This window comes from Leisingera sp. McT4-56 (genome assembly GCF_020514995.1).
Classification (GTDB): domain Bacteria; phylum Pseudomonadota; class Alphaproteobacteria; order Rhodobacterales; family Rhodobacteraceae; genus Leisingera; species Leisingera aquaemixtae_A.
In genome coordinates this window covers 1-26,041 of the sequence record NZ_JAJALF010000010.1, presented here as the reverse complement: position 1 = coordinate 26,041, position 26,041 = coordinate 1, and the positions used below count along the sequence as shown (strand labels likewise).

Below are 26,041 nucleotides of genomic sequence, written 5' to 3'. Positions count from 1 at the left end.
TTGCCTTTTCGGGTGTTTGCTGACGCAGCATTCGCTCGCAACCGCGGCACGCTCATCGCAGCTTTCCAGCCACTGCTGGTGATGTCGAAGAGGTCAGCCGGGCTCAGACCCTTTGGCTCAACCTCTGCTTCGTGCTCGGGTTCTCAACGATATTCATGGCACTCAGGGCTTCGGCAACGGCCCTGGGTCAGGCACTGTTGCGGTGGCGTTATGAACTCAACCTCGTTGGCGGTGGCATCGTGATTCTGTTCGGGCTGTTCATGATCGGCGCGGCGCGGATCGGCGCCATGGAACGGGATCTTCGGTTCCATCTCGACGTCCCCGGCGGCAGGCCGGCCGCGTCCTATGTTCTGGGCCTCGCGTTCGGCTTCGGCTGGACCCCCTGCATTGGCCCAATTCTCGGCGCGATCCTCACCGCCAGTGCGGCGAGCGCCATGGTTGGGCAAGGGGTCTTGCTACTGGCGATTTATTCTGCAGGCCTTGGCGTGCCGTTCCTGATTGTTGCGGGTTTCACCGATCGGCTTGTCGGCCGGTTGCAAGGCGCCAGACGGGTCGGGTGCCGCCTGCATCAGGCCGCGAGCGCGGTCATGGTCGTGATGGGGCTTGCGATGATGACCGGGCAGCTCACCGCGCTGTCCTACTGGCTGCTCGATGTCTTTCCGGTCCTCGGGCGGATCGGCTAGCAGCCAAATGATTGTCAAACTCCTAGCACCGATCCTGGGATCAAACCTGTCTGTTCCACCACCGCGAGTACAAGGCCGGCACTAGAGTTGGATTCTATCTGCACGAGCCGGCAGTCGGCCGCCCAGTCGATCCTCGCGGTTGGATCCAGCGCATGAACGTTCCGGGCGAGTTGGCCGTAGTCCGCCTCGCCCGTATAAAAAGGGACATCAATGATCAGCTTCCGGTTCATTGACAGACACAATGCAGCTTTCCGGCGCTGGAGTGTCAAGACTTATCCGGTACGGTACAAGAGCTGCGCCACGTCTATTACAACGGTCTGCGTGTCAATCGGCATGATGTCGGGACGCGTCATAGGCATTCAAAATGGCTCTGAATCGATTTTGGCACAACTACCCCGTCTCTAAGGTCAGAATACTTGAACGAGCCGTGACTTGAACACGCCGATATTCGCCCTGCCATCGAAGCCACCGCGTGGCGCAATGGGCCGAAATCTGCCATTCAACTTCTCTGTCAGAAACCTCCATGTGATGAACTGATCAGTTTTCCCTACCCACGGAGGCCTTGCCAGGTTGGGACAGTAAGCAAAAATAGCTCGGTCCAGAAATCTACGCTGGCCTCAGAAACCCCTTGACCCTTTAGTAGCTGTAGCTCTTATCGGAGTGGGGTAATTTGAAGCAATCAAAGGGCACAGGAGAAAATCTCAGATATGATTACGAGACGCCATTTTGTCGCAAGTTCGTCAGCACTGTTCTCTACTGCAATCGCAGAACCGGTGTGGGCCGGATCTTGGCCGACTGCCACACAGAAGGCAAATTGGGACGCTCAAATCACACCGCCAAACTATGATCCGGCAACGTCTAATCCATGGGGGCTGCACCAACGTTTCCTTCCCACCCGGGTCGTTGCAAACGACGGGTTGGTGCCGGGGGACATCCATGTCGATGCCATTGCGAGATACCTTTACCACATTGAAGAGGGGGGAACTGCCATGCGCTATGGTGTGGCCATAGCCCGTGGCAATTTGTACGAACCTGGCACTTACACCATCCGGCGAAAAGTTGAGTGGCCGCATTGGACGCCTACTCAATCCATGATCGAACGCGACCCGGAGGCCTATTCCCAGTATGCAGACGGGCAGGAACCAGGCCCCAAGAACGCGCTAGGTTCCCGCGCTCTCTATTTGTTTGTTGGAAACCGCGATACCTACCTGCGTATTCATGGAACGCCTTGGCCGCGTTCGATCGGTGGCAGGGCGAGTTCAGGATGCGTCCGCATGGTTATGGCGCATATCAACGATCTCTACCCAAACGTGGAAACCGGCTCGACGGCCTATCTGTATGAGGCCGAAGACGGCATCACTTCACGGAGTTGAGGGGGAGGTTGGTGACCTAATCTATGCGTTTGGTTTCGAACAGATCGGGTTTCCCGCCGTTGTTCTAAGCGGCAGCAACGTGGTTTCAACTGGCCCGCTATGCTCATACCAGTAGCAGCCGTCTTCAGGCAGAAGCCGTGCAGACGCAAGATTTTGTCCCGGAGCCGCGAGATCAACGACGGCGTCAGGCACGTTTCCGACCCGCGTTGCGGCGTTGCCGGAGACACTAGTAGAGGAAGAACATCCTGCCAGAATTAGCATTGTGGCCACGATTGCCGCATTTCGTTTCTGCATCTGAACCTCTGCCGTTTGCTTTTTTGTTTCCCGTCGGCAATCTGGCATACGGTATGTTTCGCCACAAGCCAGAGGTCGGACCCTCGCATTTACGGCGCATTTGAGCGTCTAGCGAAAAAACGCGTTTGACCACTTGAAGCTCTAGGTGCTGTAGGAATTAGGTTCGAAGGATCTCGTCGAATCTGAAGGTCCGCCTATGCCGCTCGAAACCCGCCGTAACGATGACAATAGCACCTGCACGCAGGATCATGAATCTGCCTGCTGCGGCGGTGCTTCAACCTGCGGGGACATTGGTCCGGCAGGCCCGCCCCCTGCTAACGGGCGCAGTTTCCAGGTCTCCGGACTCGATTGCGCCGAAGAGGTGGCAATTCTGAACCGGGCCGTGGGTCCGAGTGTGGGCGGAACCGAGCACCTGGCGTTTGACGTGATCAACGGACGCATGACGATCCTTGATACCGCAATAGCACTATCCGACTCCGAGGTCACCAAGTTGGTCGCTAGTACCGGGATGAGTGCGAAGCCCTGGGACGTCAAGAACGCAGCGAAGGATCAGGCAGCGCATCTGGCACGTCAATGGCGCTTCACCGCGTTGAGTGGCGGATTTTGGGCAGCAGGTTTCCTCTACCACATCGTCGAGACCGGTATGAGCGGGGCTATAGGGCTGTTCGCTGGTCATGGGGAGGGACCGATGCCGATGGCCGAAGCCGGACTCTTCGCGGTTGCGATCCTCTTTGGCGTCTGGCTCGTCGCTCCCAAGGCGTGGTCCTCAGCGCGGCGGTTCTCGCCCGACATGAACCTCCTGATGGTCGTCGCCGTGGCCGGCGCCATCGGCCTTGGCGAATTCTTCGAGGCCGCGACGGTCGCCTTTTTCTTCTCGCTTTCGCTTTATCTCGAAAACTGGAGTGTCGGCCGGGCGAGGAACGCAGTTTCGGCGCTGCTGGACCTCGCGCCCCCCACGGCAAGGGTGCTTTATGACGATGGATCGGAAGCGGAGGTTCCAGCGTCCGCGGTAGCTGTAAATGCAAAATTCATTGTGCGCGGCGGCGACCGCATTCCGCTTGACGGTGAAGTCGTAGGGGGAGCGGGTGCTGTTGATCAGGCCCCCATTACCGGTGAAAGCGCTCTGGTGCCAAAGGAACCGGGCGACGAAGTCTATGCCGGCACCATCAACGGTGAAGGCACTCTTACTGTGCGGGCAACGAAGAAGGCATCGGACACAGTGCTTTCGAAAATCATACGCATGGTTGGCGACGCGCATTCCCGCCGCGCTCCTGTGGAACAGTGGGTGGCGAAGTTCGCGCGGATATACACGCCGGTAGTCATGGCACTGGCAATCGCTCTCGCGGTTCTTCCGCCACTTGCTGGCGGCGCATGGGGCTTCTGGTTCTACAATGCTCTGGTGCTCCTGGTCATCGCCTGCCCCTGTGCGCTGGTGATTTCGACGCCTGTCTCGATCGTTGCGGCGCTGGCCTCTTCGGCGCGGGCGGGCGTGCTGATCAAGGGCGGCGCCTATGTCGAGGCACCTGGCCGCACGACGGCGCTGGCCTTGGACAAGACCGGAACGATCACCGAGGGCCGACCGGAGGTTGCGGCAATCCATCCGCTTGGAATGGTGGAGGCGCGGGACCTGCTTGCGCTGGCGTCTTCGCTGGAGATGCGCTCCTCGCACCCGCTAGCGCGCGCTATCCTCGAGCGCGCCGGGCGGGACGCCGTTTCAGTAGCCGCTGCGGAGGATACCCGCACGGTGCCGGGGCGAGGGCTCGAAGGTCGCATGGGTGACCGGCCCGTCTGGCTTGGTTCTGACCGGTTCGCCGCGGAGAAAGGTTTTGGGGATGCCATTCCTGATGAGTTGCGGGACCGGATCGAAGGGGCGGGGGCGACGCTGGTCGCGTTGGGCGACGAGACGGGCGTGTTGGGCGTTCTTGAACTGCGCGACCGGATCAGGCCTGACGCCAAAGGCATCGTCTCTCGATTGCACGCACAGGGTGTCAACACCGTTGTCATGCTGACTGGCGACAACGAGCGCACGGCGCGCGCGGTAGCAGCCGAAGTCGGTATCGACGAGGTTCGCGCTGAACTGCTGCCAGAAGACAAGGTAACCGCCATCGAGGAACTGGTGGACAGCCATTCGGTTGTTGCCATGATTGGGGACGGCGTAAACGATGCCCCCGCCATGGCGCGGGCGCATTACGGCATCGCCATGGGCGCCGTAGGCTCGGACGCGGCCATCGAGACGGCGGACATCGCGCTGATGACAGATGACATCGCCAAGGTGCCGTGGCTGATTGCCCATTCGCGCCGCACGATGAGCATCATCCGCCAGAATATCGGCCTTTCGTTAGCGACGAAAACCGCCTTTGTCGTGGCGACTGCATTCGGAATGGCCTCGATGTGGGGGGCCATTGCTGCGGACGTGGGTGTGTCGTTGCTGGTGGTGGCCAATGCGCTGCGGCTTCTGAACGCGGACGGCCGCCACAAGTCGCCGCCGGAAGGCGGCGAGCCAGCAGGTGAACAAATGGCGAAGGGCGCTTTGGCACATGGTCATTGATTTGGTGCCGGCCCTTCAACTAGGGTTGTGGTAACAAGCCGTCAATAATGGCACCGAGCAGCGATGATCAACAGAATCCCGAGACGCAGAATTCTACTGGGCGGCATTGCCGTCCTCCTATCCGGCTGTGCAAGCAAGTTCCGTAGTTATACCGGGCCCGAAGTTACCCGTTTGCGGCTCTACAAATCAGAACGTTTGCTTGTTCTGGATGGCGCTGAGGGTGTTTTGCGCACCTACCCGGTCGGGCTGGGGTTTGCACCGGAAGGTCATAAGCAATTTGAGGGGGATGGACGAACACCCGAAGGCGCCTACCTCATTGACCGGCGCAATCCTGACAGTCTGTTCCACCTCTCCATCGGCATCTCTTATCCAAACGAGGCGGACATCGCATTTGCAGCGGCGCAAGACAAATCTCCGGGTGGTGACATCTTCATCCATGGCGGGCCGCGACGGGGCATTGACCCAATGAACAAACGCGACTGGACCGCAGGCTGTATCTCTGTGTCCGACCGCCAGATCGAAGAGGTCTATGCAATGGTGCGGGACGGGACGCCCATCGAAATATATGCATAGACCGCGCTCGACGGCGGGCAGTCACGCAAATGGTGCTTGAATTGCGGCATTGAAGGCCGAGATTGCAAACACCATCACGATCACCTCGCAGGCATCGGTATACTCCGTCCGTAGAAACGAAACCGGTCTGTGATCATCAAGTGATTTGGTTGCAAGGTAGCCTGAACGGCCAGGCGAACAGAGGAATACAGCTCCGTTCTCAGCCCGCGTGCAATCGTGCTGATCAGTTGCCGGGGTAACTGGCGTAGACTTCGGTCGAGCCGTCATTGTTGATAAGGAACACATCGTAAGCCTCTCGCCAGCTGCCCTGATCCATACCAGGCGATCCGAGCGGCATGCCGGGTACGGCAAGACCCACTGCGTCGGGACGCTCGGCAAGGAGCCTGCGAATGTCGGCCGCGGGCACATGCCCCTCAATTACGTAACCCTCGGTGAGACCTGTGTGGCAAGAAACCATGCGCTGCGGCACACCGTTGTCGAGTTTGAACCGCACGAGCAGCCCTGCGAACATGTTTTTTCCGCTTGGAACAAACCCGCTTTCCCCCAGATGTTCCATCCAAGCGAGGCAGCAACCGCAGCCATTGGTCTTTTTAACCTCAATGGGCGTCGATTGGGCCAGCACCTGTGCGGCGGGGAGCAGGGCAAGAGCACATGCCAGGGCGGCGATCGGTCGTTTCATGGTCAAAGCCTTTCATTGGGGTTCTCGGCGATCACGCTGGCAAGCTGCTCCTCCAGCCTGGCGCGTGCCGCCCTCAGGCGTGTAAGCGCCGCTGTGTCCGGTGTTGCACGCCTGGTGGCCTCGGCGAGCCGGTCATCGGAGAGCGGGTCAGTGGGCCGGCCGTCTACGCGCACCTCGTAATGCAGATTGGGGCCGGTCGCAGTGCCCGTCGCGCCGATCCGGCCAATGGTATCCCCGGCCGACACGCGTTGACCCTCAGCAAGGCCTTCGGGCACGGCGCTGAGATGAGCATATCGGGTCAGTGTGTCCGCACCATGGGCAATCTCGACAACACGGCCATAGCCACCGCGCCATCCAATAAACGCAATACTTCCGGGCGCAGTGGCGCGGACAGGCGTTCCACGCGCTGCAGCAAAGTCCACACCAGTGTGCATGCGGACATTGCCAAAGACCGGGTGCTTGCGGCGGCCGAAGACGGAAGTTAGCCGCGCGCCCTCTACTGGCTGGGAAAAGACACGCAGCACTTCGCCGTCGAGATAGATTGTAGCCTTGCCGGTTCCATCCTCTGGCCAGGCGATTTCATAGAGAGCGTCTCCAAGGTCCAATGCAGCGAACGAAATTTCGGGCTGGCGGACAGCCTTGTTCGCAACCCGCGCCTCGCGCCAGAGAAGGCGCAGCGTCTCGCCGCCGCTCAGTTCGCGCCGGAAATCCACTGTGCCGCCCAGCATTTGCGCCAGATCGACGGCGAACTGGGCTGGTATCCCGGCATCGTCCAGTGCCCCGAAGATCGAGGTTTCGATCCTGGTCTCGCCAGCAAGGGTCACGATTTCGGGTTCAGGGGCCACAACCCGGGTGGCGAGCTGCTCTCCAAATAATGCCTCGATCCGTATGCCCTCTTCGACAACAAGGGTCACATTGCGAGGGCTTCCATCTGTCGTGGATATGACAGTGATTGCGTGACCGGGGCGCAGTCGGCGGAGATCGTATTCTGCGTCAATCGCAAGGGCGATCTCTGCGCGGTCTGTGGCGGCAAGCCCGGCCTCGGCCAGAACCGCATCAAGCGTCTCGCCCGGAGCTATTTCGCGTGACCATGTGATGAGTGGCGGTTCTATGGCAGTCAGCGGAGCATCGTTCCTTACCACGGCCGGAAGGAACGGCGGACGAAAGTCCGGCGCACTTCCAGGCCGCGTGCGGGCAAGCCTGTAAGAGGGGCCTTCCACAAACCGAGGCGGTGTGAGAGGCGCAGGTTCCCAAACGCCAGCCTCGGCTAGGGTCGGCTGAACAGGCGTAGTTGAGTAGGATGTGGCGACCATTGCGACCGCCGCCGAAATCCCGCTCGTTACCGCCAGCCCGGCCATCAGGCACCTCAACCTCATGTTGCTCCCTCCAGTCTAACTTTCATCGCGCGTCGGATTTTCGGAACTGCGAATTCTCTCGGTTCGTGGTAGTCGATAGTGCTGACGAAGCGTCCCTCGGCATCGAACAGAAAGACCTTCGCCGTATGGTTCATCGTGTATCTCCCATCTTCGCCAGTAACCTTCTCATAGGTCGCGCGAAGGCCCTCGATTGCACGCTTGATCTGCGCTTCTGGACCGGTCCAGCCGCGGATCGCCGAATGGAAGTAGCCGACATACTCTGCCATAGCGTCGACAGTGTCGCGCTCGGGATCTACCGTGATAAAGATGGTGTTCAGCCGCTCGGCGTCCTCGCCCATCATGTCCAGCCAGCTTGAGATGTCCGAGAGCGTCGTGGGGCAGACGTCAGGACAGTAGGTGAAGCCGAAGAATATCATCGACGGGCGCCCGACAAGCGTATCAGGGCCGACTGGCTGCCCTTTGTGGTCAGTCAGGCGGAAGTCCATCGCCGTAAGCGGCAAGGGCCGCTGGTCCATGGGCTCTGGTGCGCCGGGGCCGTCTACACGCCACCAGCCCAGCAAGAGTGTCAGGCCAATCGCACCAAATGCCGCCGCGCCATATCCGAGAGCTGAACGCCGCCGCATCAGTTTCCCGGGCCGCGCGCTGCGATGCCAAGAACCGGCACGTTGACCGTTACCCAGCCACCGTCCGAAAAAACAAGCGAAAGCGGAAAAGTCTCCCCTACCTTCATCGGGCGCTGAAGTTTCATCAGCATGGCATGCAGACCGCCGGGCTCCAGCGCGACGGTCTCTCCTGCCGCAATAGACACGTCACCCGCGGGAGCCATTGAACTGACGCCTTGTTCGTTCGTCGAACTCCGATGAATTTCAGGCATCATGGCAATATCAGTCTTGATACCTGTCAGTGTGACCGGCTCATCGCCTTCGTTCACTATCTCCATGTAGGCAGCTCCGGGACGGCTGGTGCCGATAGATGCCCGCGACCAGGCATTCTCGATGCTCACTTGGCCGGAACCGGCCAGCGCGGCGGAGGCGGCGCCGAGTGGCAGCACAAGTGCTGCAAGGGCAGCATGAAGTACCGGTTTCATTTCGCCAGTTTCCTTTCAGATTGTCACTCAGCTATTGGTTGCCGCGACTTCGGCTGCGACCAGCGCGCGCAATTCTGCCTCGCCGAAAGTAGCGAGCGGCTTGCCGTTCACAAAGAAGGTCGGCGTCTGGCGCACACCCACGGCTTCGACATCGGCACGGTCCTGATTGAGGATGCCTACAATATCCGGCAGGCGCATTTGCGTCCGCGCGGCTTCTGTGTCGAGACCTGCGACCGCAGCGATATTGAGGATGAGGCCGGGCTCGGGCGCACCGTGGGACGCCCAGCGGGGCTGATCCCGCAGTATCGCTTCCAGAACTTCCTCAAAGACCCCCTGCATGCGCGCAGCTTCGAGGACCTGGATCGCTTCTTCCGAAGCTTCCCCGTGAAACGGTGTGTAGCGGATCACCACACGCACTGTATCGCCATGCTCGGCCATAATATCCTTCACGACCGGGTAAAATGCGCGGCAGGCTTCGCACGCAGGATCGAAGAACTCCACGATCGTCACGGTCGCACCCTCGGGGCCGAGAACCGGCGAATAGGGCCGGATCAAAGCGTCGGCAATCTCCGGGGTGACTGAAGAGGCCTCCCCAATGGGCTCTGATCGCGTTGCATACCAAGAGGCGCCAGAAAAGGCCGCAACTGCGAGAGCAGAAACGGAAAGGATCAATGAGCGGCGGTTCATTCGGTATTTTCCTTCAAAGAAGCGGCTGACAGGGCAGCGGTGAGGGCAAAGGCCAGGAACGAGAGCAGCGGGATTGGCACGCTGAGGACAAGCTGGCCTTGGTCAGTGCAGGACGGACCTGCCGCAGTACAGGGCTGGATGCGTTCGGGAATGAGCCCCCAGAAAAGGCCGAGATGCCACAATGCGATGGCTCCGCCGGCGAGAGAAAGCGCGACACCGTAGCGGCCGGCCCTCCTGTCCCGCCACCAGAGCCCGCAACCCAGCACAACCGCCAGCGGGAACATGAATGCCCGTTGAAACCAGCAGAGGACACAAGGCGTCTGCCCCAGAACCTCGCCAATGAACAAAACAGACAGTGAGGAAACTAGTGCAACGATCCATGCGGCTGCGAGCGACGTGTCGGATGATAGCCTGAATGTCATAAGGAAATCTGCTCTCTCAGACTGGATACGATCTCTTCTGCTGGCGTGCCATAGGGCCACGCCGTGACATAGCCACCTTCAGGATCGAAAAGGAACAGCTGCGAGGAATGCCCCATAGTGTAACCGCCGGGGGCCGCAGCCTCCTCGATTTTTTCGTAAAAGATGTGAAAGCTCTTCGCTGTCCGGTCGATCTGGTCCGGGGTCCCCGTGAGACCGATGATGCCGGCCTCGAAGCGCGGTACGAAATCTGCAAGCGTCATTGGTGTATCGCGCTCGGGATCGATCGAGATGAAGAGCGGCTGAATCCGCCCGGCGTCCGGACCTAGACCTTCCATCACAGCGGCGACCTCAGCGAGAGTCGTCGGGCAGACATCGGGGCAGTTCGCGAAGCCAAAAAAGACTAGCATCCACCGCCCGGCGAAGTCTTCCTGCGTCCGTGTTATTCCTTGATGGTCCGTGAGTTCGAAGGCCGCACGGAAAGCCGACTGCGTCTCACGTGCCTGATCCGCACGATAATCCGCCCAAAGCAAAAGCCAAATTAGCGCAACAGCCGCCAGCGCCCAAAGAATTTTCCGAAGGAGTTTAAGCTTCAAAGCAAGCAGCCCGTTTCTGATTCCACGTATTTTTTGCGCGTCTACACCCTGCAGCTACTAGAGGTTCAACCGTTTTTTTCAGGAGAGGGACTTTGTCGCGTGTCTGTGAATTGAGTTGTGGCCAGTGCCAGACCCAATTAAACCTACCAGAACTGTAGCGTCCTGGGGGTGCGTATGCTCACGATTGGCAGTTTGGGAAAGAAGACTGGCACCAAAGTCCAGACCATCCGCTACTATGAACAGATTGGCCTGATGCCCGAACCAGGCAGGACCGAAGGCGGTCAGCGGCGCTATGGTGAAGCCGAGCTTGATCGCCTATCCTTCATCCGTCACGCGCGCCAGCTCGGCTTTTCTCTGGATGCAATCCGGGAACTACTCGATCTGAGCGACCATCCGGAACGGTCCTGCGACGAAGCCGATGCTATAGCACGGCGGCAGTTGAAGCAGGTGTATCAGCGGATCGCCAGACTTGAGGCGCTGCGCACTGAGCTTGAACGAATGGTGCATGAATGCAGTGGCGGCAAGACATCTGATTGCCGGGTCCTTGAGGTGCTCCGTGATCATGCCGAATGTCTGACGGAGCACGACGAAATCGGCGCATGAGTGCAGCTCTCAACTATCCGGGGCGTTGTGCATTTAAGCACTGACATGCCTTCTTTCGAAGGCAGCCGCTGCGAGCACGAAGTCTGGAGGCTCACAGCCTGCAAAAGGAGTGGACCACATAACAGCTTAAAGGCAAGTGATCCTGACAATCCTGGATAGCGATTGCAGGATTAGGGCTTGAAGCTACAGTTACTGTAGCGGTTACACCCCTTCTTGCAAGATTCGAGGAGAAATGCAGTGTATCCGGCAGATCCGCTTCTTAAGCCTACGAGGCTATTGGACTTTGACCATCCGTCAATTGCCAGGCTAATAACGAACCGCGGGTGGAAGGAACTGGCCCAGCATGAGCAAATCGGCGCGGTGTACGGCTTCGTCCGCAACGAGATTGCCTTTGGTTACAACCACGCGGATGACATCCCAGCCTCCAGGGTTCTCACCGACGGCTACGGCCAGTGCAACACCAAGGGCACACTGCTCATGGCGCTTTTACGCGGAGTGGGTGTGCGGTGCCGGCTGCATGGCTTCACGATCCACAAGGCGCTGCAGCGGGGCGTGGTACCAGAGATCGTTTATCCAATTGCTCCAGACGAGATCTTGCATTCATGGGTGGAGGCCGAGACAGAGGAAGGCTGGGTCAATCTCGAGGGTTTCATCCTTGACGAGGCATTCTTAGGGACGCTCCAGGCCGCCTTTTCCGGTACCGAAAGCCTATGCGGCTATGGTGCCGGAACCAATTGTTTGAGCGCGCCACCAGTCGATTGGACAGGTGGAGACACTTACATTCAGAAAACTGGTATTGCCCGGGATTTTGGAACTTTCGGCACACCGGACGAATTCTACCGGGACCACCGGCAGGCGTTCGGAATTTTGCGTGACTGGCTCTATCGCAAAGTTATCCGCCACTGGATGAATGCTCGTGTCCGCGCAATACGGTCCGGGCACGTGCCGCACATCCCGGGACTGGGCCTAGTGAACCACCGCCACGAGAAAAACCAAGATGCCGCATGATCATGGCCATGCTCATATCGATCCTGCTTCTGGAGACCGTCGGATTTCCATCGCGATCTGGGCGAATGCCCTTCTGACCATCGCTCAAGTCGTCGGCGGAATTTTCGCGGGCAGCCTCGCTTTGATCGCGGACGCGCTGCACAACTTTTCAGATATGGCATCTCTCCTCATCGCGTTTGCCGCGCGCAAGATCGCCCGGCGGCCCGCCGACGAGCGTATGACTTTCGGCTACGGCCGGATCGAGATTGTCGCTGCGCTGGTCAACTACACAACGCTCATACTGGTTGGTGTCTATCTCATCTACGAGGGGGGCATGCGGATGATCGACCCCCCCGAGGTTGCGGGCTGGACTGTCGTAATCCTCGGCGGCATTGCGCTGGTGGTGGACACGTTAACCGCATTTCTCACTTACTCGATGCAGAAAGGCAGTGTTAACATTCGAGCACTCTTCCTGCACAACCTTTCTGATGCGCTGGCTTCAGTCGCCGTGATTATCGGTGGCTCGCTCATCATTCTCTATGACATGAAGTGGGTTGATCCTGCGATCACAATTGGTATCGCGCTTTACATTCTCTACCTCGCTGTGACCGAGATCGGCCGCCCAATCCGGACGCTGATGCTGGGCAGCCCGCCGGACATAGACGGCAAGGGGGTCGTGGAAGTGATCCGGAGCGTGGACGGTGTTGCCGATGTTCATCACGTGCATCTTTGGCAAATGCAGGAACACGAGGTCGCGCTCGATTGCCATGTGGTAGTCGAAGAGGGATGCCTTGCCAATGCTGAGCAGATCAAGTCGGAGATCAAATCGTCTCTCGCAAAACACTATGGCATCCGCTATTCCGTTCTGGAGTTTGAGGCATCCGCCAACATGCACACCGGCGCGGAGTTGTTTGGACATGGTTCATGACAGTCGATGCAAGGCACACCGGTTCCAGCGGAAGCCTTGGAAAGCGTCTCATGCCGAGGAAGATTGGATGCCTCTTGCCGGTAGACAATAGATCTCCTCGTCTCCCGGCAATAAATCACTCACGGATGCTTCCAGCCTGCAGATTGATAGGGGTAAAACCGGAAGGCAATCGCGCGGGCAGCTGTATTGCTGTGCTGAAAGCCCGCCTAAATTAGCCGCACTCGTCATGGGCAGCACGATCTCATCGGGAATTTTGTGGGCTTTCTAGCCGCCCCAGTCAATAGCGCCAAAAATAGCTCAGCTTTTTGTCCGTTCACTGGTAAACGCGTGGAATACAGATAAGGTTTCTTCGCTGACGTGGTGCTCGATCCCTTCGGCATCATATTCGGCCACCTCTTGCGACACGCCAAGAGCCACAAGGAAATCCACAACGATTCTGTGCCGTTTGCGGCAGGCTTCGGCCAGCTGGCGGCCTTCTTCCGTCAGGCGGATCGAACGGTAGGGCTCCTGCAGAATCAGCCCTTCCCGTTTCAGGCGGTTCAGGTTCTTGGAGACCGTGGGCTGGGTCACGCCTAGACGCTCGGCGATTTCAACAGGCCGCGCTGCGCCGTTCATGTGAATCAACTCGGCAATCAGCTCGACATAATCTTCGACCATCTCGCTTTGATGAGCCGTGCGTACGGCCTCAAAACCGCTTGCCTGTTCATCTGGGCTTCGATTGAGGGCGTTTTCATCTGTTTCGGTCATGTCGCTCATAAGATCGCATGTCATTTTGGCCTCCCTGTATGCCTGCAACAAGGCGGGTTGACAACGGCATAGAAGAAACTACACAATTTAGCCAAAGCTAACTTTTGTAGGTTCGACCATGAAAAACCTCATTTCAGCGGCATTAGTCGGCCTTTTGCCGGTGGCCGCCGGGGCCACAGCGATTGAGCAAGCCCCATGGGCGCCGCGCTCTGCCGCTTACCGCCTGACACTGTTCATGGGGAACCTGACCCCGGTTCCCTGGGAAAAAATCGAAAACAGCTGGACCGCACCGGCACCGGGCAGCGCATTGTCTGAAGATGCCATGTCGCGGGTGAGCCCGGATGAGGCCCGCGCAATCAGCGCGGCTCTTGCATCGCATGACCGCCAGGCGCTGTTCGAGGCGGCCACGGCAGCCGTGGCCCAGGGTATCCTGCGTCACTTGGCAGCGGCAGAGACTGCGCTTGGACAGCCCTACGCAGCACATGAGGTTGCCAATGCCGAAGCGCTGTTCCGGGCGTTCGAGGACGGCATCAAGGCGGCGGATGCGAATGCCGCGCGCGATCTGGGGCGGGCATGGCTCGCCCTGAACTCCTCGCTTGGCACTGCTGGCGTGCTTGGCCATGGAGCGCAAGAGACCGATGCAGAGAGCTTTGCCGCAGCACGTGCAACGCTCGAAACCTATCTGACAGAAAATTATTTGCCTGCCGCCTATGCGGAACGCGAAACGCTGACCCCGGTCCCCGAAAGCGCAGTGCGCTCGGGAACGCCGGTGTCGCTGCCTGCAACCTTGCCGCCGGGGTCGAATATCGCCGATCAGCAGGAATTGCCCCGGCTGGTGCTGCAATTTGAAGAAGCTGGCGAGGATGAGGCGAACCTGCCGCTGGTTGCCTATGGCGACATGCTGTTCGACAGCCCGGAAATTTTTGGCGGCCCGGCTCGCGAACTGGGTATTGCCTGTTCCACCTGCCACAACCGTTCGGATGTGAACCGGGACTTCTTCATCCCCGGACTGTCAAAATACGCGGGCGGCATGGATGTGGACGGCTCCTTCTTCAACCCGATGTTCAATGACCGGGTAGACGACCATCTGGACACGCCTTCAATGCGGGGCATCCGCTTTACTGCGCCTTACGGGCGCGATGGGCGCGAGCCCAGCCTGCGGCGGTTCATCCGCAATGTGATCGTGACCGAGTTCGCAGGCGATGAGCCGACACCCTTCCAGCTGGACGCGCTGGAGGCCTATGTCAAGCAGTTCGACTTTCTTCCGAATCCGAAAATCGACAGGGCGGGCAGGCTGACGAATTTGGCCTCGGAAGCTGCCAAGCGCGGGGAGAAGCTGTTCAACACCGATTTCGCCGGACTGGGAGACCGCTCCTGCGCCTCGTGCCACACGCCCGAGCGTAACTTCCGCGATGGTCTCACATACGACATCGGCACTGCCGAGCCCCCCTTCCCGGGCGGTACGCCAATCCACTTTGAAACGCCCACCTTGCGCAATATCAACTTCACCGCGCCCTATATGCACGACGGGTCGCTGCCAACGCTGGCCAGCGTTGTGGACTGGTTCGACGAAAGCAAAGTTCTGGGGCTGGATGAGGCACAGCGTGCCGATCTGACCGCCTATCTCGAGGCTGTCGGAGATGGTGAGGAACCCTATCAGGCGTTTGAAGGCCGCGACAGCGTGTTCCGCTTGTCCTGGGAAGAACTGACCACTTTCGCAAGCACCCTGGATACGCTGCTGCCGATGCGCGATGCCGAAAACATCGCCCTTCTGGTGGATACGGTCGCCCCTGATCTGGCGGCAGATGCGAGTGTCATGGTTAATCAAAACTCCAAGCCGGAGATCTATGAGTTCGCGGCCATCCTGCGGGCTGTCGGCGATGCAAGCGCCAAAGGCGATTGGGAGGAGGCAGGCCGCCAGTGGGACCTGTTCAAAGCGATGCAAGCCGATATTGACGAGAGGATGTTCTGATGCTGTCGCGCCGCAATTTTCTGGCCGTATCGGCCGCAATCCTCGCCGCGCCAGCCTTGGCAGCGGGTGAGGAGCTGAAACTGGCCTTCATTCCGCAAGAAAACCCCGAAAAGCTGCTGGGCGACATAAAGGCGGTCACCGGCTGGCTGTCCGAACGCATGGGAATGCCAGTGACAGGGTTTGTGACCTTCGACCATGCCGCCGCCGTCGAGGCGCTGCGCAACGGCGATGCAGACATATCTTTCATGGGCGCTCTGCCTTATGTTCTGGCCGAGGATCAGATTGGTGCCGTGCCACTGCTGTCCGAGGTCTACCGCGGGCAGCCGAGCTATGCGGGTCGCGTGTTTGTCCGCAAGGACAGCGGCATCGAGACGCTGGCCGACCTCAAAGGGCGTGACATTGCCTTTGCCGATCCGGTATCGGAGTCCGGCTATCTATACCCGCTTGATCTGTTCGTGCGCGAGGGGCTCATCGCCGATGCCGCCGATGCGGACAATTTCTTTGGCCGGAAGTTCTTTGCCGGGGGCTATCAGCAGGCGATGCAGGCCATGGCGAATGGGCTTGTGGATGCCGCCGGCGCCAGCCAGTATGCCGATCTTCTGCTGACGCCGGATCAGCAGGCAGAAGTCAAAGTCCTGGCCGAAAGCGAACAGATCCCAAGCCATGCGGTTGTTGCACGGCCCGGCCTGGACAAGGGCGTGCAGGCCAAGTTCATCGAAACCATGTTGCAGCTCAATGAGCCAGGCAACCGCCACCTGCTGGCGTATCTCTATGGGCCGGACGGCTACATCGCGGTGGACCGGGACGTTTACGAAGGCGTGCGCGAGACGGCACGGCGCTACGGGTACCTGAAATGACAGCAGCTTTCACCCTGAATGCAGTGTCGCACCACTTCGGCGGCGCCGCGGCGCTGTGCGAAGTGTCGCTCAGCGCCGCACCGGGTGAACGGGTGGCCCTGCTTGGCCCGTCGGGCGCCGGGAAATCCACCCTGCTCGCACTGCTCGACGGCCGCCTGCGCGGCTGGCGCGGCGAGGCCGAGGTTCTGGGGGTGCCGCTTTCGGCAACGCAGGCTCCGCCGCGTGAGCTGCGCACCGGTGCCGGGTTCATCTTTCAGGAATTTGCACTGGTTGACCGGCTGACTGTCTATCAGAATGTGATGAACGGGCGGCTTTCCCGGATGCGCATCTGGCCCTCCCTTTGGGGGCGGTTTGGCGAGCAGGACCACCTCAAAACAGCTGCCGCGCTCGAAGATACCGGTCTCTCCGATCTGGCCCGGCGTAGGGCGGACCAGCTTTCAGGCGGTCAGCGGCAGCGGGTGGCAATTGCCCGTTGCCTGGCGCAGGATCCCAGGCTGATCCTTGCCGACGAACCGGTGAGCAACCTTGACCCCGCCCATGCGGAACGGATCCTCGGCCTGATCACAGGCGCAGCTGACAAACGCGGCATCGGAGTCGTCTTCAGTTCGCACCAGCCAGAACTGGCGCGCCGCTTTGCCGACCGGATTGTGGGGCTGCGAGCCGGCGCAGTGCAGTTCGACAAACCCTCCGCTCAGGTGACCAGCGACGACATCGCCGAACTTTACCACGGCACGGTTCCCGGCGCCGGGCTGCGCGTGGTCAGTTGATGAGCCAGGTGCTGACTTGGATCGTGCTGGCGGCGGCCGTCCTTTGGTCCGCCACAAGCGCAGAAATGGGGCTGGACAAGCTTCCCGGTGCAGGGCCTCGCCTGGGCGAATTCCTCGGGCGGATGATGCCGCCGGACCTGTCGATCTGGCGCGAAGTCATGCGGGGTCTGGCAGAAACCCTGCGGATTGCCATCCTCGGTACTTTCTTTGCGGTCATCCTGTCCGCTGGGCTGGCAGTTCTCGCAGCCGAGACCCTAGTGCCGTCATCCGTTTGGCGCCCGGTGCGCGGCCTTCTGGCGATGATCCGCTCCATTCCGCTGATCCTGGTGGCGATGCTCATGGTTGGTGCGGTGGGGCTTGGGCCCTTGCCCGGGATCCTCGCCATCACCTTCCATGCAACGGGGATGCTGGCGAAATTCTATGCCGAAGCGATCGACAATGTGGCCGCCGCCCCGGTGGTAGCACTGGAAAGTGCTGGCGCCAGCCGCACGCAGCAGCTGCGATGGGCGATTTGGCCTCAGATGGCGCCGGTCATCCTGCGGGACACCGTGTTCCGTTTCGAACTGAACCTGCGCGAAAGCCTAATCCTCGGCATTGTCGGTGCGGGCGGCATCGGGCTTTATGTCCAGACCTACGTGCGCTCGTTCCAATATGACAAGGCCGCGACGGTAACCATGGCCATTGTTGTGCTTGTGCTTGCGTCGGAGGCGGTCAACTCCGCCCTGCACAAGCGGTTTTCCTGAGCGGATCCTTACAGTTTATGACTACGGTTATAGGCGGCTGAAATGCTGAGTGGCCGGCGCCCCTCCACAGCGCGTAGCAAGGGATTCCGAACTGAAGGCTGGAGCCAAGGGAAACAGAAGGGCTCCAGCCTTCTTCTAAGATTGCTTGCCGGCGGACGTTAACTACGCAACGGCATCAAAATGAGAGCGCTACCGATCAGGCATATCATCATTCCTGCTATATCCCAGCGGTCGGGGCGATTGCCTTCGGCCAGCCACATCCAGAACATAGAACTGGCGATATAGACGCCGCCATAGGCGGCGTAGGCCCGCCCGGCAAATGCGCTGTCTGCGCGCGTCAGAAGATACGCGAACAGCACAAGGCTTGCGATGCCGGGCACGAGCCAGAGCGGCGAACGGTCGAGGCGCAGCCACGCCCAGAAGGCAAAGCACCCGGCGATTTCCGCCAGGGCTGCCAGGGCAAAGATCAGAAACGTCCCGGTCAAGATGCCAGCGCCTCCAGCACCGGGCACTCCGGGACATCCTCGCCGGAACATTGGCCTGCTGTTGCGGCCAATACTTTTTCGATCCTGCGAAGGTCTTCAATTTTCCGGCGCACATCGCTGAGATGGCGTTCAGTCAGGGCTTTCACTTCGCCGCAAGTCTGGGTGCCGCCATCCACGAGGCCAAGCAGCCCTTTAATTTCGTCAATGGCAAAGCCGAGCTCGCGGGCCCGCAGGATGAAACGCAGACGCTGAATGTGGCTCTGCCCGTAGATGCGGTGGCCCGCAGCCGTGCGCGGCGGGTCCGGCATCATGCCGGTCTTCTCGTAATATCGGATGGTTTCAAGGTTGCAGCCCGTTGCCTTGGCCAGCTCCCCCCGAGTGAGAGATGTCGCGTTTTTGTGATCTGGCATCGTAAATAACCTCCTTGCCCCTGTAGCTACTACAGGCCCTACACAAGGTGCCAGCCCTATTCGTGAGGAGAAAAATATGAGGATTGCTGAAAAGCAAACCGGAGAAGCGGACACGGGTGTGAACCGAAGCAGCAAAGGCTGGCTTGCCGCGGGCGGTCTGCTTGGCGCGGTTTTTGCGTCCGCCTGTTGCGTCGGACCGCTGGTTTTGCTCACGCTCGGTATCTCGGGGGCCTGGATTGGTAACCTGACCGCACTTGAGCCCTACAAGCCGGTATTCGCTCTGATCGCGCTTGGCTTCATCGGCGCCGGCTTCCGGCAAGTCTATTTCCGCAGGCCAGCCACCTGCGAACCTGGCTCCTACTGCGCCAAGCCTTCTTCGGCACGCATCACCAAAACCGCACTCTGGATCTCGCTGGTTCTTGTTGTGGCAGCTCTGACCATCACCTGGTGGGCGCCGCTCTTCTATTGAAAGGAATATCTCATGAAAAAAATGCTCGCCGCGGTTCTCGGCTTTGGCCTTCTCGGAATGGCGTCCATCGCCTCCTTTGCGCTGCCCGCTGCCGCCCAAAGCGTTGCAGCGGAGGAGACTGTAACCTTCGCAGTTGAAAATATGACCTGCGCGCTCTGCCCGGTGACTGTGAAGCACGCCATGGCGGGGGTGGGTGGCGTGCGCTCTGTAGACGTGGATTTTGAAGCAAAGACTGCCACGGTTGTTTTTGACAGCGCGGCAACAAGCGCTGAAGCTATTTCGGCAGCCTCCGCAAATGCTGGTTATCCGGCGATGGAGAAGGGCTGATCCTGTGCGCGACAGTCTGATGGGAGGCCTCGCCGCGACAATCCTGGCGGCACCGCTGGTGATAATCTGCTGTGGCGGCCGTGTCCTTTTGTCTGCGCTTGTCGGAACGGTTGGCGGGTGGCTGACCGGGTACGGCATGATTGCCATTGGGCTGGCGGCTGCGGCTCTTGCATTGGTCTGGCGTTCGATGCGCTGCGGCTGTTTCTGCCCCCACTAGGATGGTGCTCCTTTGGGGCTGAATCTGATCCCGGCAAAGTTCGCCGGAGCATGAACCAATCACAAAACAACGGCGCCCGCGCGCGCCCTGAAAAGGATCAAAAAATGAACAGCGACTGCTGCACGCCGAATGGAGAATATGACCTTGCTGTCATTGGGGCCGGATCGGCGGGTTTCTCGGCCGCGATTACTGCGGCCAAAGGCGGCAAACGCGTGGCGCTGATCGGGCACGGCACCATCGGCGGCACCTGTGTGAATGTGGGTTGTGTGCCTTCGAAAACGATGATCCGTGCCGCCGAGGCGGTGCATGGCGCGATGGCTGCGCATCGCTTTCGCGGTCTGAAAGCCAGCGCAGAAGTCACAGACTGGGCTGCGATAACCGGGGCCAAGGATGATCTGGTCGCTATGCTGAGGCAGAAGAAGTATGCCGATTTGCTCCCAGGATACGAGGGTGTCACCTATATCGAAGAAGGCCCCGCGCGGCTGGTTGCGGGCGGTGTCGAGGCAGGAGGCCGGTTTATCCAGGTGCCGAAGGTGATCATCGCAACCGGCGGGAGGCCAGCACAGCCAGACATCGCGGGAATTGAAACTGTGCCGTCCCTGGACAGCACGTCTCTGCTGGAATTGGAGCATTTGCCTGAACGCTTGATTTTTCTGGGCGGCGGATTCATCGGCGTTGAATTGGCGCAGATGATGTCCCGGATGGGCGTCAGTGTGTCTCTTGTCTGCCGCTCTCGCCTGCTGCCGCAGGCTGAGCCAGAGGTCTCCGAAGCGCTGGCGGAAATCCTGCGCGACGAAGGCATTACGATTTTGGAAGGCGTTAGCTACGAGGGTAGCCACCGTGAAGGCAGCGAAGCAGTTCTGCACGTGCAAAAGGACGGTGCGGTGCAGGATCTGGAGGCAGATTATCTCGTCCTGACAACCGGGCGCACCCCGAATACCGAGGGACTTGGCCTTGCGGAGCTGGGGGTTGAAACGGATGCGCGAGGGGCCATTGCTGTCGGCGTGGATATGCAATCCAGCCGCCCCGGCGTCTATGCGGCCGGGGATGTGACGGACCGCGATCAGTTTGTCTACATGGCAGCCTATGGCGCGAAACTGGCAGCCCGCAATGCAGTTCTGGGCGGTCAAGAGACCTACGATAATGCGGCGATGCCCTGGGTTGTATTCACCGACCCGCAGGTGGCGGGCGCCGGCCTGACCGAAGCGCAGGCGCAAGCGGCGGGCCATGAGGTGAGAACCAGCGTTCTCACGCTCGACAACGTGCCGCGCGCGCTTGCGGCTCGGGACACGCGCGGCCTGATTAAACTGGTGGCCGATGCCAGGACAGACCAGCTTCTGGGAGGTGTTATCATGGCGCCGGAAGGCTCCGACAGCGTCCAGACTCTGGCCATGGCCTTGAAATTCGGAATGACCGCTAAGTCACTTGGAACTACGATATTTCCCTATCTCACTACCGTAGAAGGGCTGAAACTCGCAGCGCAGACCTTTGACATGGATGTAGGTCAGCTCTCCTGCTGCGCAGGGTGAATTGGGAGCACATCGGATGACCGGTATTGAAGCTCTCCTGCAAGACATTGACAGCCTGTCGCTTATCACGGTCGGTCTGCTGCTTCTCGCCGGTTTGGTGGTAGCATAGCCCGAGTTCGTTTTGCTTGATTGCCGTAGCGACAGGGCTTGGCGCCAGAACGTGGCAGTTATGTTTGCGGCCTTGGGGGTCTGGGGCACGGCAAGCGGTTGGCCTGACCTGATTGTTGCTGCGGTCATGGCAACGTTGTTTCTTTCCCCTGCTTTCCAGATCGTGCGCCAAGCGCTCGCCGAGCGCCGGGAAGTTGGAGAACATCAGCATGTTTGACGAGGATCAAGACAACCTATCTCGAATGATGCGAAATTTGCTCAACTGAGTCGCAAGTACAGAGGACTCTCACTATGCACCTGAAACGCCGCCAAATACTGACTTACGCCGCAGGCTTCGCCAGCACAGCACCATTTGCCACGTTTGCGCAAAACACACCTTCCATCCATGTTCTCAAGGATCCGAATTGCGGCTGTTGCAGTGCTTGGATCGATATCCTTCGGCAGGAAGGCTTTCGCGTTACCGAGGAGCGCAGCTTTGGAACACTGCTCGTCCGCCACAAATTGGACAACGGCATTCCCGAAAAAATGATCTCCTGCCACACAGGCGAGATCGATGGCTACATGATCGAGGGGCACGTACCGGTTGCCGACATTCGTCGTCTATTGGAGGAGCGACCTAGCGCCATTGGACTTGCTGTTCCTGGGATGCCCTACGGTTCGCCTGGGATGGGGCCGGAAGATCGTCGTGAGGCCTACGACGTATTCTTGATCCTTAAGGACGGCAGCACCGAGGTGTTCACGAGTTACGAAGCGGCCTGAGGCGACATTCATCGAGCGGAATCAGTAAGGAGGAGAAGATGACACGGCGTGGATTACGCATTCTTGCCCTTGGCGTTTTGTCTATCGCTATTGCCGGTGTGGCCGGTGCCCAACAGCAAGCAGGAGACTGGTGGGGTCATGGGCCAATGGGACCGGGCCACATGAGGTCTGAACGCATGCCTGGTTGGGGGCATGGCAACATGGGACCTGGCCAGCAGCAGCGCATGCAGCGACACTGGACATACATGAACGAGGGCGTGCCTTCAGCCTATCGGGGGGCTCGAAGCACCATTCGCGCGACACCCGGAAATCTTACGGAGGGTCAGGCACTTTACACGGAAAACTGCGCGAGGTGTCATGGCGCCAAGGGTTTGGGAGATGGTAAAGCCGGACGCTCGCTCGTTCCCTCTCCGGCCCTCCTGAGATGGTTGATCCAGATGCCGATGTCGGGAGATGAGTATCTTCTTTGGGCTATCTCCGAGGGTGGAGAACGCTTCGGAACAGACATGCCAGCTTTTAAACAAACGCTGAGTGAAGAAGACATCTGGAAGATCATCGCCTACATGCGCTCAGGTTTCCCTTGATCTGTCGTCAATCTGCTGGTCTTCGAAGAGATTTTTTGCTGTCGATACTGTGACGATAGTTCCAGCAGATAAAAGTCTGACAAGGCGGCATTCTGGTAGGAAACACGGAAACAGACATTCCTGTAAGCCGCAGCACCAGCAGGTTAGGGGCTCGAAACTCGATTTCGCCGCACGCAGCATAAACGTCTGCTTGCTCCGATGGCAAACCAATGAGTTAATAATGAAGACTGGTGCGAGAGAGGGGAGTCTGCTGAAAAAAAGATTGAGGGGTTAGTGGCGCCTTAGTGAAAAAACTATGTGTCACCCTTCACTAATTGACGCAATCTGACGGATGAGCGCGGGGTCAGCTTGCCGCACCCCGCCTGCGAAAGTGAATGCGCTCATGGCTAAAAAATGGCGTATATGCGGAGCCTAGGCTAACCAAATCAACTTTTTCACCCCGGCATCCTACCTACTTTATCACCCTGATCTTTGCCCCGAAAATGGCTTTCTGCCCCTGATCGGCCTGCAACTGTGTACGGAAGTCCCAGCCGTGCGCCAGAAGCTTTTCTGGCAGATCGGCGGGGGCCAGCTTGGCATACTTGAGCGCCATATCTGGTTTCTTCCAGCCGCCACGCGTCATCAGCAGAAGCAAGTCCTTGTTCATCGCATAGTGCCATGTGGCAAAGGTATGCCGCAGCGTGTGCGGTGTCACATCGCCGCCTAGTTTGGCCGCAACACGCGCCTTGGTGAAGGCAGCTTCAATCTGACCGCCGCTGCCGGTGCTGAGCTTGTATGCCTGTCCCTTCGGCGTGCGGAAAACAGCCCCGGTTTCCGGCAGTCCTGAAGCAGCAAGCAGACGCATCACACGCGCCGGAAATTCGGCCATTTTCAGCTCGCCATTCTTGGATGTCGGAATGAGCGCTTGACGGGTTTCTAGGTGAAGGTTTTCACATTGCAGTCCCAGCGCCTCGCTGGTGCGGCAGCCGGTTCCAAGCAGGAATGTCACGATCGGGAGCAGGTGTGGCTCGCTTGCTTCCAGTAGATCCTCGGCCTCGCCAGGTGTCAGCCAGCGGATTTTGGACTGGGGCTCCTTGCGACGGCGGAAGCGGCGCGGAGTCACATGGCCATCGTCAGCGGCTAGATTGTAGATGGCGCTGATGGGGGTGATGATCTGCCGGTTGATGGTGGCGGGTGCAGCGTCGGGCATCAGGATCGCCCGTGCCGCTTTGTTCGCCGCGTCATTGTCGACGTCGGCCAGCCGTGTCTTTTCCCCGAAGTGAATCAGCAGCGGTCCGATGAACCGGGTTTCCCCACCACTTTCCATGTAGGTCAGCGCAGCCTCGGCAAAAGTCAGGGTTGCCGACTTACCAAGTGTCGCACGCTCGATGATTTCGGCTGACCGTCTTACACGGATGATTTCTGCGGCTTTTTTGTCGCTAACTCCAGTGCTCTCATAAATGCTTTGTCCTGCGAGGGTACCCCGGATGACGAAATTTCCGGTGGGTTTGCCTTGGCTGTTTTTGCGCCGAAAGAGAATGAGGGGCATCTCTGAACCTCCCCCTTAAAGAATGCGTTTAGCAGATCCGGCGGACGGTAGAGGATGCGAACTCGTCCGCTCACCTCAACCCGTGCGAGGCTGCCGCTTTTGAATTTGGAGTCCAGCCCGCTGCGACTGGTGAAGATTTTGAAGCGGGCGAGATAGGCTATAGCTTCCTCTGTGGTCAGCAGACGCTCCTCGGACAGTGCATGCATCGGATGATCCTCAAGCAGGCAGTTGATTGTGGCCGGGCGACCGGGTGTTTCCGGCGCCTGCTGGCTTTTGGCATGTCTTCTCCGGTCCCGTGCCATTGACCGAGGTCTCCTGTCTCCGGCGGGCGGCGGCCGCCCGCGTGCGTTGATGGAGACAGTTTACGGCGCTCGATTGGGTTGGATCGACCCGCGCTATGAACCTGTAGAGGCGAGAGATGTGGATAAGTGCCTAGAAATACGGAACTTTCCCTCTGCAGAGGGCGCCGGGCAGGGACGTTGGGCAAAGAACTGTCCGGCAGGGGTTTTGGGCAAAGTTTTTCCAGGAGGGAATTATCCGGATTTTGGGTCAACCGGTGCCTGCACCGCGGAAGTTTGCGCATAAGCTTTGTGCAAATCCGGTGGCGGCGCGGCTTGGTTGGCGGGCGCATCTACTGGTCCTGGACCGGCTCCGGACCATTTTTGCGCGGCACGTCGCGCAGCCAGGACCGGACCGCTTTGGCATCGAACTCTCGTTTCTGCACCAAGTCTGCAGCCATGTCCTGCAGCAGCTGCTGATGGGGGTACAGCAGCGCGCGCGCGTGGTCCTCGGCGTAGTCGAGTTTCTCACGGAGGCGTTTGCGGTCGGGTTCAGCCAATTGCGCGTGATCCTGCGGTCCAAACCAGCTGTTGCCGAAGGCGCCTAAACCCAGTTCAAAATCCATTGCCAGGACCATCCGCGCTGCTTTCCCGAGGTCGGACGTGGCACTGCCGCCAGCGCCCGCGGACACAGTATTAAAGATGAGCCGCTCCGCTGCCCGACCGGACAAGTGGACGTACAACTGACGGTCGAAATCCGACGGCAGACCTGCATTCGGAGGAACATCCCGTTCGATTGTTCCGCCTGCGGCAGCCACCCGGACCTGTGTGATCGCCTCGCCGAAGATCCAGGCGACGATGGCATGGCCGCATTCATGGACGCAGATGCGGTAAAGTAAGTCATGGCTCTCCTTCAGTTCCATGACTTGCAGATGGCGGCGTAGAAGCTGGAGATCGAGCGGGCAGCCGCTGTGCCGGGCTTCACTGCGGGCAGAGCGCACCGCGGCGTCGATGTCGGCGGCGGTCTTGCCGATGCTGTCCCGCGCCAGCAGCTGCAGATCCCCCTCTTGGACTGCGTCCTGCAGCCGCTCAGCAATGAGGTGCTGCAGCATCGCCTTGCTTGGCAGCGGCATCTCGATCTTGATGTCAAACCGCCCGGCTCTCAGCACCGCGGGGTCTAGGTGCTCCGGGTGGTTGCAGGCACCGACGACCATGATCCCTTCCTCCCGGCTGACGCGGTCCATCTGCTCAAGGAACCCGGCGACCACCTGGCGCCTGTAGCTGGCACTGTTGTCGCCGACGCTGTCGCGGGAACCGATCGCGTCAATTTCATCCAAAAAAAGGATACAGGGAACATTCTTCTTCGCTTCATCGAAGCTTTTGCGCATCGCAAGCAGGAGGTTACCCAAGTGACCGTTGGCCTGCCAT

28 protein-coding genes and 1 pseudogene are annotated in these 26,041 nt (G+C 59.5%); 17 read left to right on the top strand and 12 right to left on the bottom strand.

Annotation, left to right across the window (positions count from 1 at the left end; genetic code table 11):
• Positions 1-29 precede the first annotated feature (29 nt).
• The 4 genes from LHL23_RS12735 (at position 30) to LHL23_RS12715 (ending at position 5,471) form a co-directional block, all read left to right on the top strand.
• Entirely contained in the window at positions 30-683 is a 654-nt protein-coding gene (locus LHL23_RS12735; RefSeq protein ID WP_082023080.1) for a cytochrome c biogenesis CcdA family protein, read from the top strand.
• A gap of 707 nt (positions 684-1,390) precedes the next feature.
• Complete coding sequence (locus LHL23_RS12730) at positions 1,391-2,056, top strand: L,D-transpeptidase (RefSeq protein WP_036797386.1); 666 nt, start codon at positions 1,391-1,393, stop codon at positions 2,054-2,056.
• A gap of 490 nt (positions 2,057-2,546) precedes the next feature.
• Positions 2,547-4,898 carry a heavy metal translocating P-type ATPase gene (locus LHL23_RS12720; protein WP_193747985.1) on the top strand — a complete coding sequence of 784 codons (2,352 nt, stop codon included), beginning with the start codon at positions 2,547-2,549 and terminating at the stop codon, positions 4,896-4,898.
• 63 nt (positions 4,899-4,961) lie between these two features.
• Positions 4,962-5,471 carry a L,D-transpeptidase family protein gene (locus LHL23_RS12715; protein WP_035919395.1) on the top strand — a complete coding sequence of 170 codons (510 nt, stop codon included), beginning with the start codon at positions 4,962-4,964 and terminating at the stop codon, positions 5,469-5,471.
• A 223-nt stretch (positions 5,472-5,694) separates the two neighbouring features.
• Here the strand turns inward: LHL23_RS12715 and LHL23_RS12710 are convergent, their stop codons facing one another.
• From LHL23_RS12710 to LHL23_RS12680, 7 genes are read right to left on the bottom strand one after another with little or no spacing between them, the layout of a single operon-like run.
• The gene (locus tag LHL23_RS12710; protein ID WP_027255769.1) at positions 5,695-6,150 is read right to left on the bottom strand and encodes a DUF411 domain-containing protein; all 456 of its coding nucleotides are present in this window, start codon (positions 6,148-6,150) and stop codon (positions 5,695-5,697) included.
• A 2-nt stretch (positions 6,151-6,152) separates the two neighbouring features.
• Positions 6,153-7,526 carry a M23 family metallopeptidase gene (locus tag LHL23_RS12705; protein ID WP_226430114.1) on the bottom strand — a complete coding sequence of 458 codons (1,374 nt, stop codon included), beginning with the start codon at positions 7,524-7,526 and terminating at the stop codon, positions 6,153-6,155.
• Complete coding sequence (locus LHL23_RS12700) at positions 7,523-8,149, bottom strand: SCO family protein (RefSeq protein ID WP_027236529.1); 627 nt, start codon at positions 8,147-8,149, stop codon at positions 7,523-7,525. The genes LHL23_RS12705 and LHL23_RS12700 overlap by 4 nt, the downstream gene beginning before the upstream one ends.
• A complete protein-coding gene (locus LHL23_RS12695) occupies positions 8,149-8,613 on the bottom strand; it encodes a copper chaperone PCu(A)C (protein WP_226430113.1) in 465 nt (154 codons plus the stop codon). The genes LHL23_RS12700 and LHL23_RS12695 overlap by 1 nt, the downstream gene beginning before the upstream one ends.
• Positions 8,614-8,640: 27 nt before the next feature.
• Positions 8,641-9,300, bottom strand: a complete 660-nt coding sequence (locus LHL23_RS12690) for a DsbA family protein (RefSeq protein WP_226430112.1) — start codon at positions 9,298-9,300, stop codon at positions 8,641-8,643.
• The gene (locus tag LHL23_RS12685) at positions 9,297-9,722 is read right to left on the bottom strand and encodes a disulfide bond formation protein B (RefSeq protein ID WP_027236532.1); all 426 of its coding nucleotides are present in this window, start codon (positions 9,720-9,722) and stop codon (positions 9,297-9,299) included. Before LHL23_RS12685 ends, LHL23_RS12690 begins: the two co-directional genes overlap by 4 nt.
• Positions 9,719-10,315: an SCO family protein gene (locus LHL23_RS12680; RefSeq protein ID WP_051357804.1), complete on the bottom strand. Its 597-nt coding sequence runs from the start codon at positions 10,313-10,315 to the stop codon at positions 9,719-9,721. The genes LHL23_RS12685 and LHL23_RS12680 overlap by 4 nt, the downstream gene beginning before the upstream one ends.
• A gap of 174 nt (positions 10,316-10,489) precedes the next feature.
• Here LHL23_RS12680 and LHL23_RS12675 point away from each other — a divergent pair, with 174 nt between their 5' ends.
• From LHL23_RS12675 to LHL23_RS12665, 3 genes are all read left to right on the top strand, one after another.
• Positions 10,490-10,918: a MerR family transcriptional regulator gene (locus LHL23_RS12675; protein ID WP_027236534.1), complete on the top strand. Its 429-nt coding sequence runs from the start codon at positions 10,490-10,492 to the stop codon at positions 10,916-10,918.
• 237 nt (positions 10,919-11,155) lie between these two features.
• A complete protein-coding gene (locus tag LHL23_RS12670) occupies positions 11,156-11,926 on the top strand; it encodes a transglutaminase-like domain-containing protein (RefSeq protein ID WP_039173604.1) in 771 nt (256 codons plus the stop codon).
• Positions 11,916-12,833, top strand: coding sequence for a cation diffusion facilitator family transporter (locus LHL23_RS12665; protein WP_226430111.1), 918 nt, complete (start codon positions 11,916-11,918; stop codon positions 12,831-12,833). The genes LHL23_RS12670 and LHL23_RS12665 overlap by 11 nt, the downstream gene beginning before the upstream one ends.
• Before the next feature lie 297 nt (positions 12,834-13,130).
• On the opposite strand, the gene mntR is transcribed toward LHL23_RS12665, so the two are convergent.
• Positions 13,131-13,589, bottom strand: coding sequence for a manganese-binding transcriptional regulator MntR (mntR, locus tag LHL23_RS12660; protein ID WP_152612216.1), 459 nt, complete (start codon positions 13,587-13,589; stop codon positions 13,131-13,133).
• 109 nt (positions 13,590-13,698) lie between these two features.
• Between mntR and LHL23_RS12655 the strand changes: the two genes are divergently transcribed.
• The 4 genes from LHL23_RS12655 to phnE are packed head-to-tail and all read left to right on the top strand — an operon-like array spanning position 13,699 to position 17,919.
• Positions 13,699-15,552, top strand: coding sequence for a cytochrome c peroxidase (locus LHL23_RS12655; RefSeq protein ID WP_036797390.1), 1,854 nt, complete (start codon positions 13,699-13,701; stop codon positions 15,550-15,552).
• Positions 15,552-16,409, top strand: a complete 858-nt coding sequence (locus LHL23_RS12650; RefSeq protein ID WP_027255756.1) for a phosphate/phosphite/phosphonate ABC transporter substrate-binding protein — start codon at positions 15,552-15,554, stop codon at positions 16,407-16,409. The genes LHL23_RS12655 and LHL23_RS12650 overlap by 1 nt, the downstream gene beginning before the upstream one ends.
• Positions 16,406-17,176, top strand: a complete 771-nt coding sequence (locus LHL23_RS12645) for a phosphonate ABC transporter ATP-binding protein (RefSeq protein ID WP_027236539.1) — start codon at positions 16,406-16,408, stop codon at positions 17,174-17,176. The genes LHL23_RS12650 and LHL23_RS12645 overlap by 4 nt, the downstream gene beginning before the upstream one ends.
• Positions 17,176-17,919, top strand: a complete 744-nt coding sequence (gene phnE / locus LHL23_RS12640; RefSeq protein ID WP_036797393.1) for a phosphonate ABC transporter, permease protein PhnE — start codon at positions 17,176-17,178, stop codon at positions 17,917-17,919. The genes LHL23_RS12645 and phnE overlap by 1 nt, the downstream gene beginning before the upstream one ends.
• Before the next feature lie 158 nt (positions 17,920-18,077).
• Here the strand turns inward: phnE and LHL23_RS12635 are convergent, their stop codons facing one another.
• On the bottom strand, positions 18,078-18,455 hold the full coding sequence (locus LHL23_RS12635; RefSeq protein WP_051357805.1) for a YnfA family protein: 378 nt from the start codon (positions 18,453-18,455) through the stop codon (positions 18,078-18,080).
• Positions 18,401-18,814, bottom strand: coding sequence for a MerR family transcriptional regulator (locus tag LHL23_RS12630; RefSeq protein WP_027236542.1), 414 nt, complete (start codon positions 18,812-18,814; stop codon positions 18,401-18,403). The genes LHL23_RS12635 and LHL23_RS12630 overlap by 55 nt, the downstream gene beginning before the upstream one ends.
• Before the next feature lie 76 nt (positions 18,815-18,890).
• Here LHL23_RS12630 and LHL23_RS12625 point away from each other — a divergent pair, with 76 nt between their 5' ends.
• The 6 genes and pseudogenes from LHL23_RS12625 to LHL23_RS12600 all read left to right on the top strand — a co-directional run bounded on the left by LHL23_RS12625 (position 18,891) and on the right by LHL23_RS12600 (position 22,807).
• On the top strand, positions 18,891-19,283 hold the full coding sequence (locus tag LHL23_RS12625; protein ID WP_039173611.1) for a mercuric transporter MerT family protein: 393 nt from the start codon (positions 18,891-18,893) through the stop codon (positions 19,281-19,283).
• A 12-nt stretch (positions 19,284-19,295) separates the two neighbouring features.
• Positions 19,296-19,610, top strand: coding sequence for a cation transporter (locus tag LHL23_RS12620; protein WP_027236544.1), 315 nt, complete (start codon positions 19,296-19,298; stop codon positions 19,608-19,610).
• Between the two features lie 321 nt (positions 19,611-19,931).
• Positions 19,932-21,356, top strand: a complete 1,425-nt coding sequence (gene merA / locus LHL23_RS12615; RefSeq protein WP_027236545.1) for a mercury(II) reductase — start codon at positions 19,932-19,934, stop codon at positions 21,354-21,356.
• Positions 21,357-21,513: 157 nt separating this feature from the next.
• A pseudogene (locus LHL23_RS12610) lies at positions 21,514-21,681 on the top strand (cation transporter); the annotation flags it as partial.
• 74 nt (positions 21,682-21,755) lie between these two features.
• Complete coding sequence (locus tag LHL23_RS12605; RefSeq protein ID WP_027236546.1) at positions 21,756-22,223, top strand: DUF411 domain-containing protein; 468 nt, start codon at positions 21,756-21,758, stop codon at positions 22,221-22,223.
• A gap of 38 nt (positions 22,224-22,261) precedes the next feature.
• Positions 22,262-22,807, top strand: coding sequence for a c-type cytochrome (locus LHL23_RS12600; protein WP_082023082.1), 546 nt, complete (start codon positions 22,262-22,264; stop codon positions 22,805-22,807).
• Positions 22,808-23,258: 451 nt separating this feature from the next.
• Here the strand turns inward: LHL23_RS12600 and LHL23_RS12595 are convergent, their stop codons facing one another.
• Entirely contained in the window at positions 23,259-24,335 is a 1,077-nt protein-coding gene (locus LHL23_RS12595; RefSeq protein ID WP_226430110.1) for a tyrosine-type recombinase/integrase, read from the bottom strand.
• 631 nt (positions 24,336-24,966) lie between these two features.
• On the bottom strand, positions 24,967-26,041 hold a 1,075-nt coding region (locus tag LHL23_RS12590; protein WP_226430109.1), incomplete at its 5' end, for an AAA family ATPase.

Bases quoted from the DNA above. Each gene is read 5' to 3' on its own strand.
- LHL23_RS12715 (WP_035919395.1), top strand. From the start codon at position 4,962: ATGATCAACAGAATCCCGAGACGCAGAATTCTACTGGGCGGCATTGCC.
- LHL23_RS12655 (WP_036797390.1), top strand. From the start codon at position 13,699: ATGAAAAACCTCATTTCAGCGGCATTAGTCGGCCTTTTGCCGGTGGCC.
- merA (WP_027236545.1), top strand. From the start codon at position 19,932: ATGAACAGCGACTGCTGCACGCCGAATGGAGAATATGACCTTGCTGTC.
- LHL23_RS12710 (WP_027255769.1), bottom strand. From the start codon at position 6,150: ATGAAACGACCGATCGCCGCCCTGGCATGTGCTCTTGCCCTGCTCCCC.
- LHL23_RS12695 (WP_226430113.1), bottom strand. From the start codon at position 8,613: ATGAAACCGGTACTTCATGCTGCCCTTGCAGCACTTGTGCTGCCACTC.
- LHL23_RS12635 (WP_051357805.1), bottom strand. From the start codon at position 18,455: ATGTTCCGGCGAGGATGTCCCGGAGTGCCCGGTGCTGGAGGCGCTGGC.
- LHL23_RS12720 (WP_193747985.1), top strand. From the start codon at position 2,547: ATGCCGCTCGAAACCCGCCGTAACGATGACAATAGCACCTGCACGCAG.
- LHL23_RS12605 (WP_027236546.1), top strand. From the start codon at position 21,756: ATGCACCTGAAACGCCGCCAAATACTGACTTACGCCGCAGGCTTCGCC.
- mntR (WP_152612216.1), bottom strand. From the start codon at position 13,589: ATGAGCGACATGACCGAAACAGATGAAAACGCCCTCAATCGAAGCCCA.
- LHL23_RS12675 (WP_027236534.1), top strand. From the start codon at position 10,490: ATGCTCACGATTGGCAGTTTGGGAAAGAAGACTGGCACCAAAGTCCAG.
- LHL23_RS12650 (WP_027255756.1), top strand. From the start codon at position 15,552: ATGCTGTCGCGCCGCAATTTTCTGGCCGTATCGGCCGCAATCCTCGCC.
- LHL23_RS12665 (WP_226430111.1), top strand. From the start codon at position 11,916: ATGCCGCATGATCATGGCCATGCTCATATCGATCCTGCTTCTGGAGAC.
- LHL23_RS12645 (WP_027236539.1), top strand. From the start codon at position 16,406: ATGACAGCAGCTTTCACCCTGAATGCAGTGTCGCACCACTTCGGCGGC.
- phnE (WP_036797393.1), top strand. From the start codon at position 17,176: ATGAGCCAGGTGCTGACTTGGATCGTGCTGGCGGCGGCCGTCCTTTGG.
- LHL23_RS12600 (WP_082023082.1), top strand. From the start codon at position 22,262: ATGACACGGCGTGGATTACGCATTCTTGCCCTTGGCGTTTTGTCTATC.
- LHL23_RS12690 (WP_226430112.1), bottom strand. From the start codon at position 9,300: ATGAACCGCCGCTCATTGATCCTTTCCGTTTCTGCTCTCGCAGTTGCG.
- LHL23_RS12630 (WP_027236542.1), bottom strand. From the start codon at position 18,814: ATGCCAGATCACAAAAACGCGACATCTCTCACTCGGGGGGAGCTGGCC.
- LHL23_RS12685 (WP_027236532.1), bottom strand. From the start codon at position 9,722: ATGACATTCAGGCTATCATCCGACACGTCGCTCGCAGCCGCATGGATC.
- LHL23_RS12730 (WP_036797386.1), top strand. From the start codon at position 1,391: ATGATTACGAGACGCCATTTTGTCGCAAGTTCGTCAGCACTGTTCTCT.
- LHL23_RS12595 (WP_226430110.1), bottom strand. From the start codon at position 24,335: ATGCCCCTCATTCTCTTTCGGCGCAAAAACAGCCAAGGCAAACCCACC.
- LHL23_RS12625 (WP_039173611.1), top strand. From the start codon at position 18,891: ATGAGGATTGCTGAAAAGCAAACCGGAGAAGCGGACACGGGTGTGAAC.
- LHL23_RS12700 (WP_027236529.1), bottom strand. From the start codon at position 8,149: ATGCGGCGGCGTTCAGCTCTCGGATATGGCGCGGCGGCATTTGGTGCG.
- LHL23_RS12705 (WP_226430114.1), bottom strand. From the start codon at position 7,526: ATGAGGTTGAGGTGCCTGATGGCCGGGCTGGCGGTAACGAGCGGGATT.
- LHL23_RS12620 (WP_027236544.1), top strand. From the start codon at position 19,296: ATGAAAAAAATGCTCGCCGCGGTTCTCGGCTTTGGCCTTCTCGGAATG.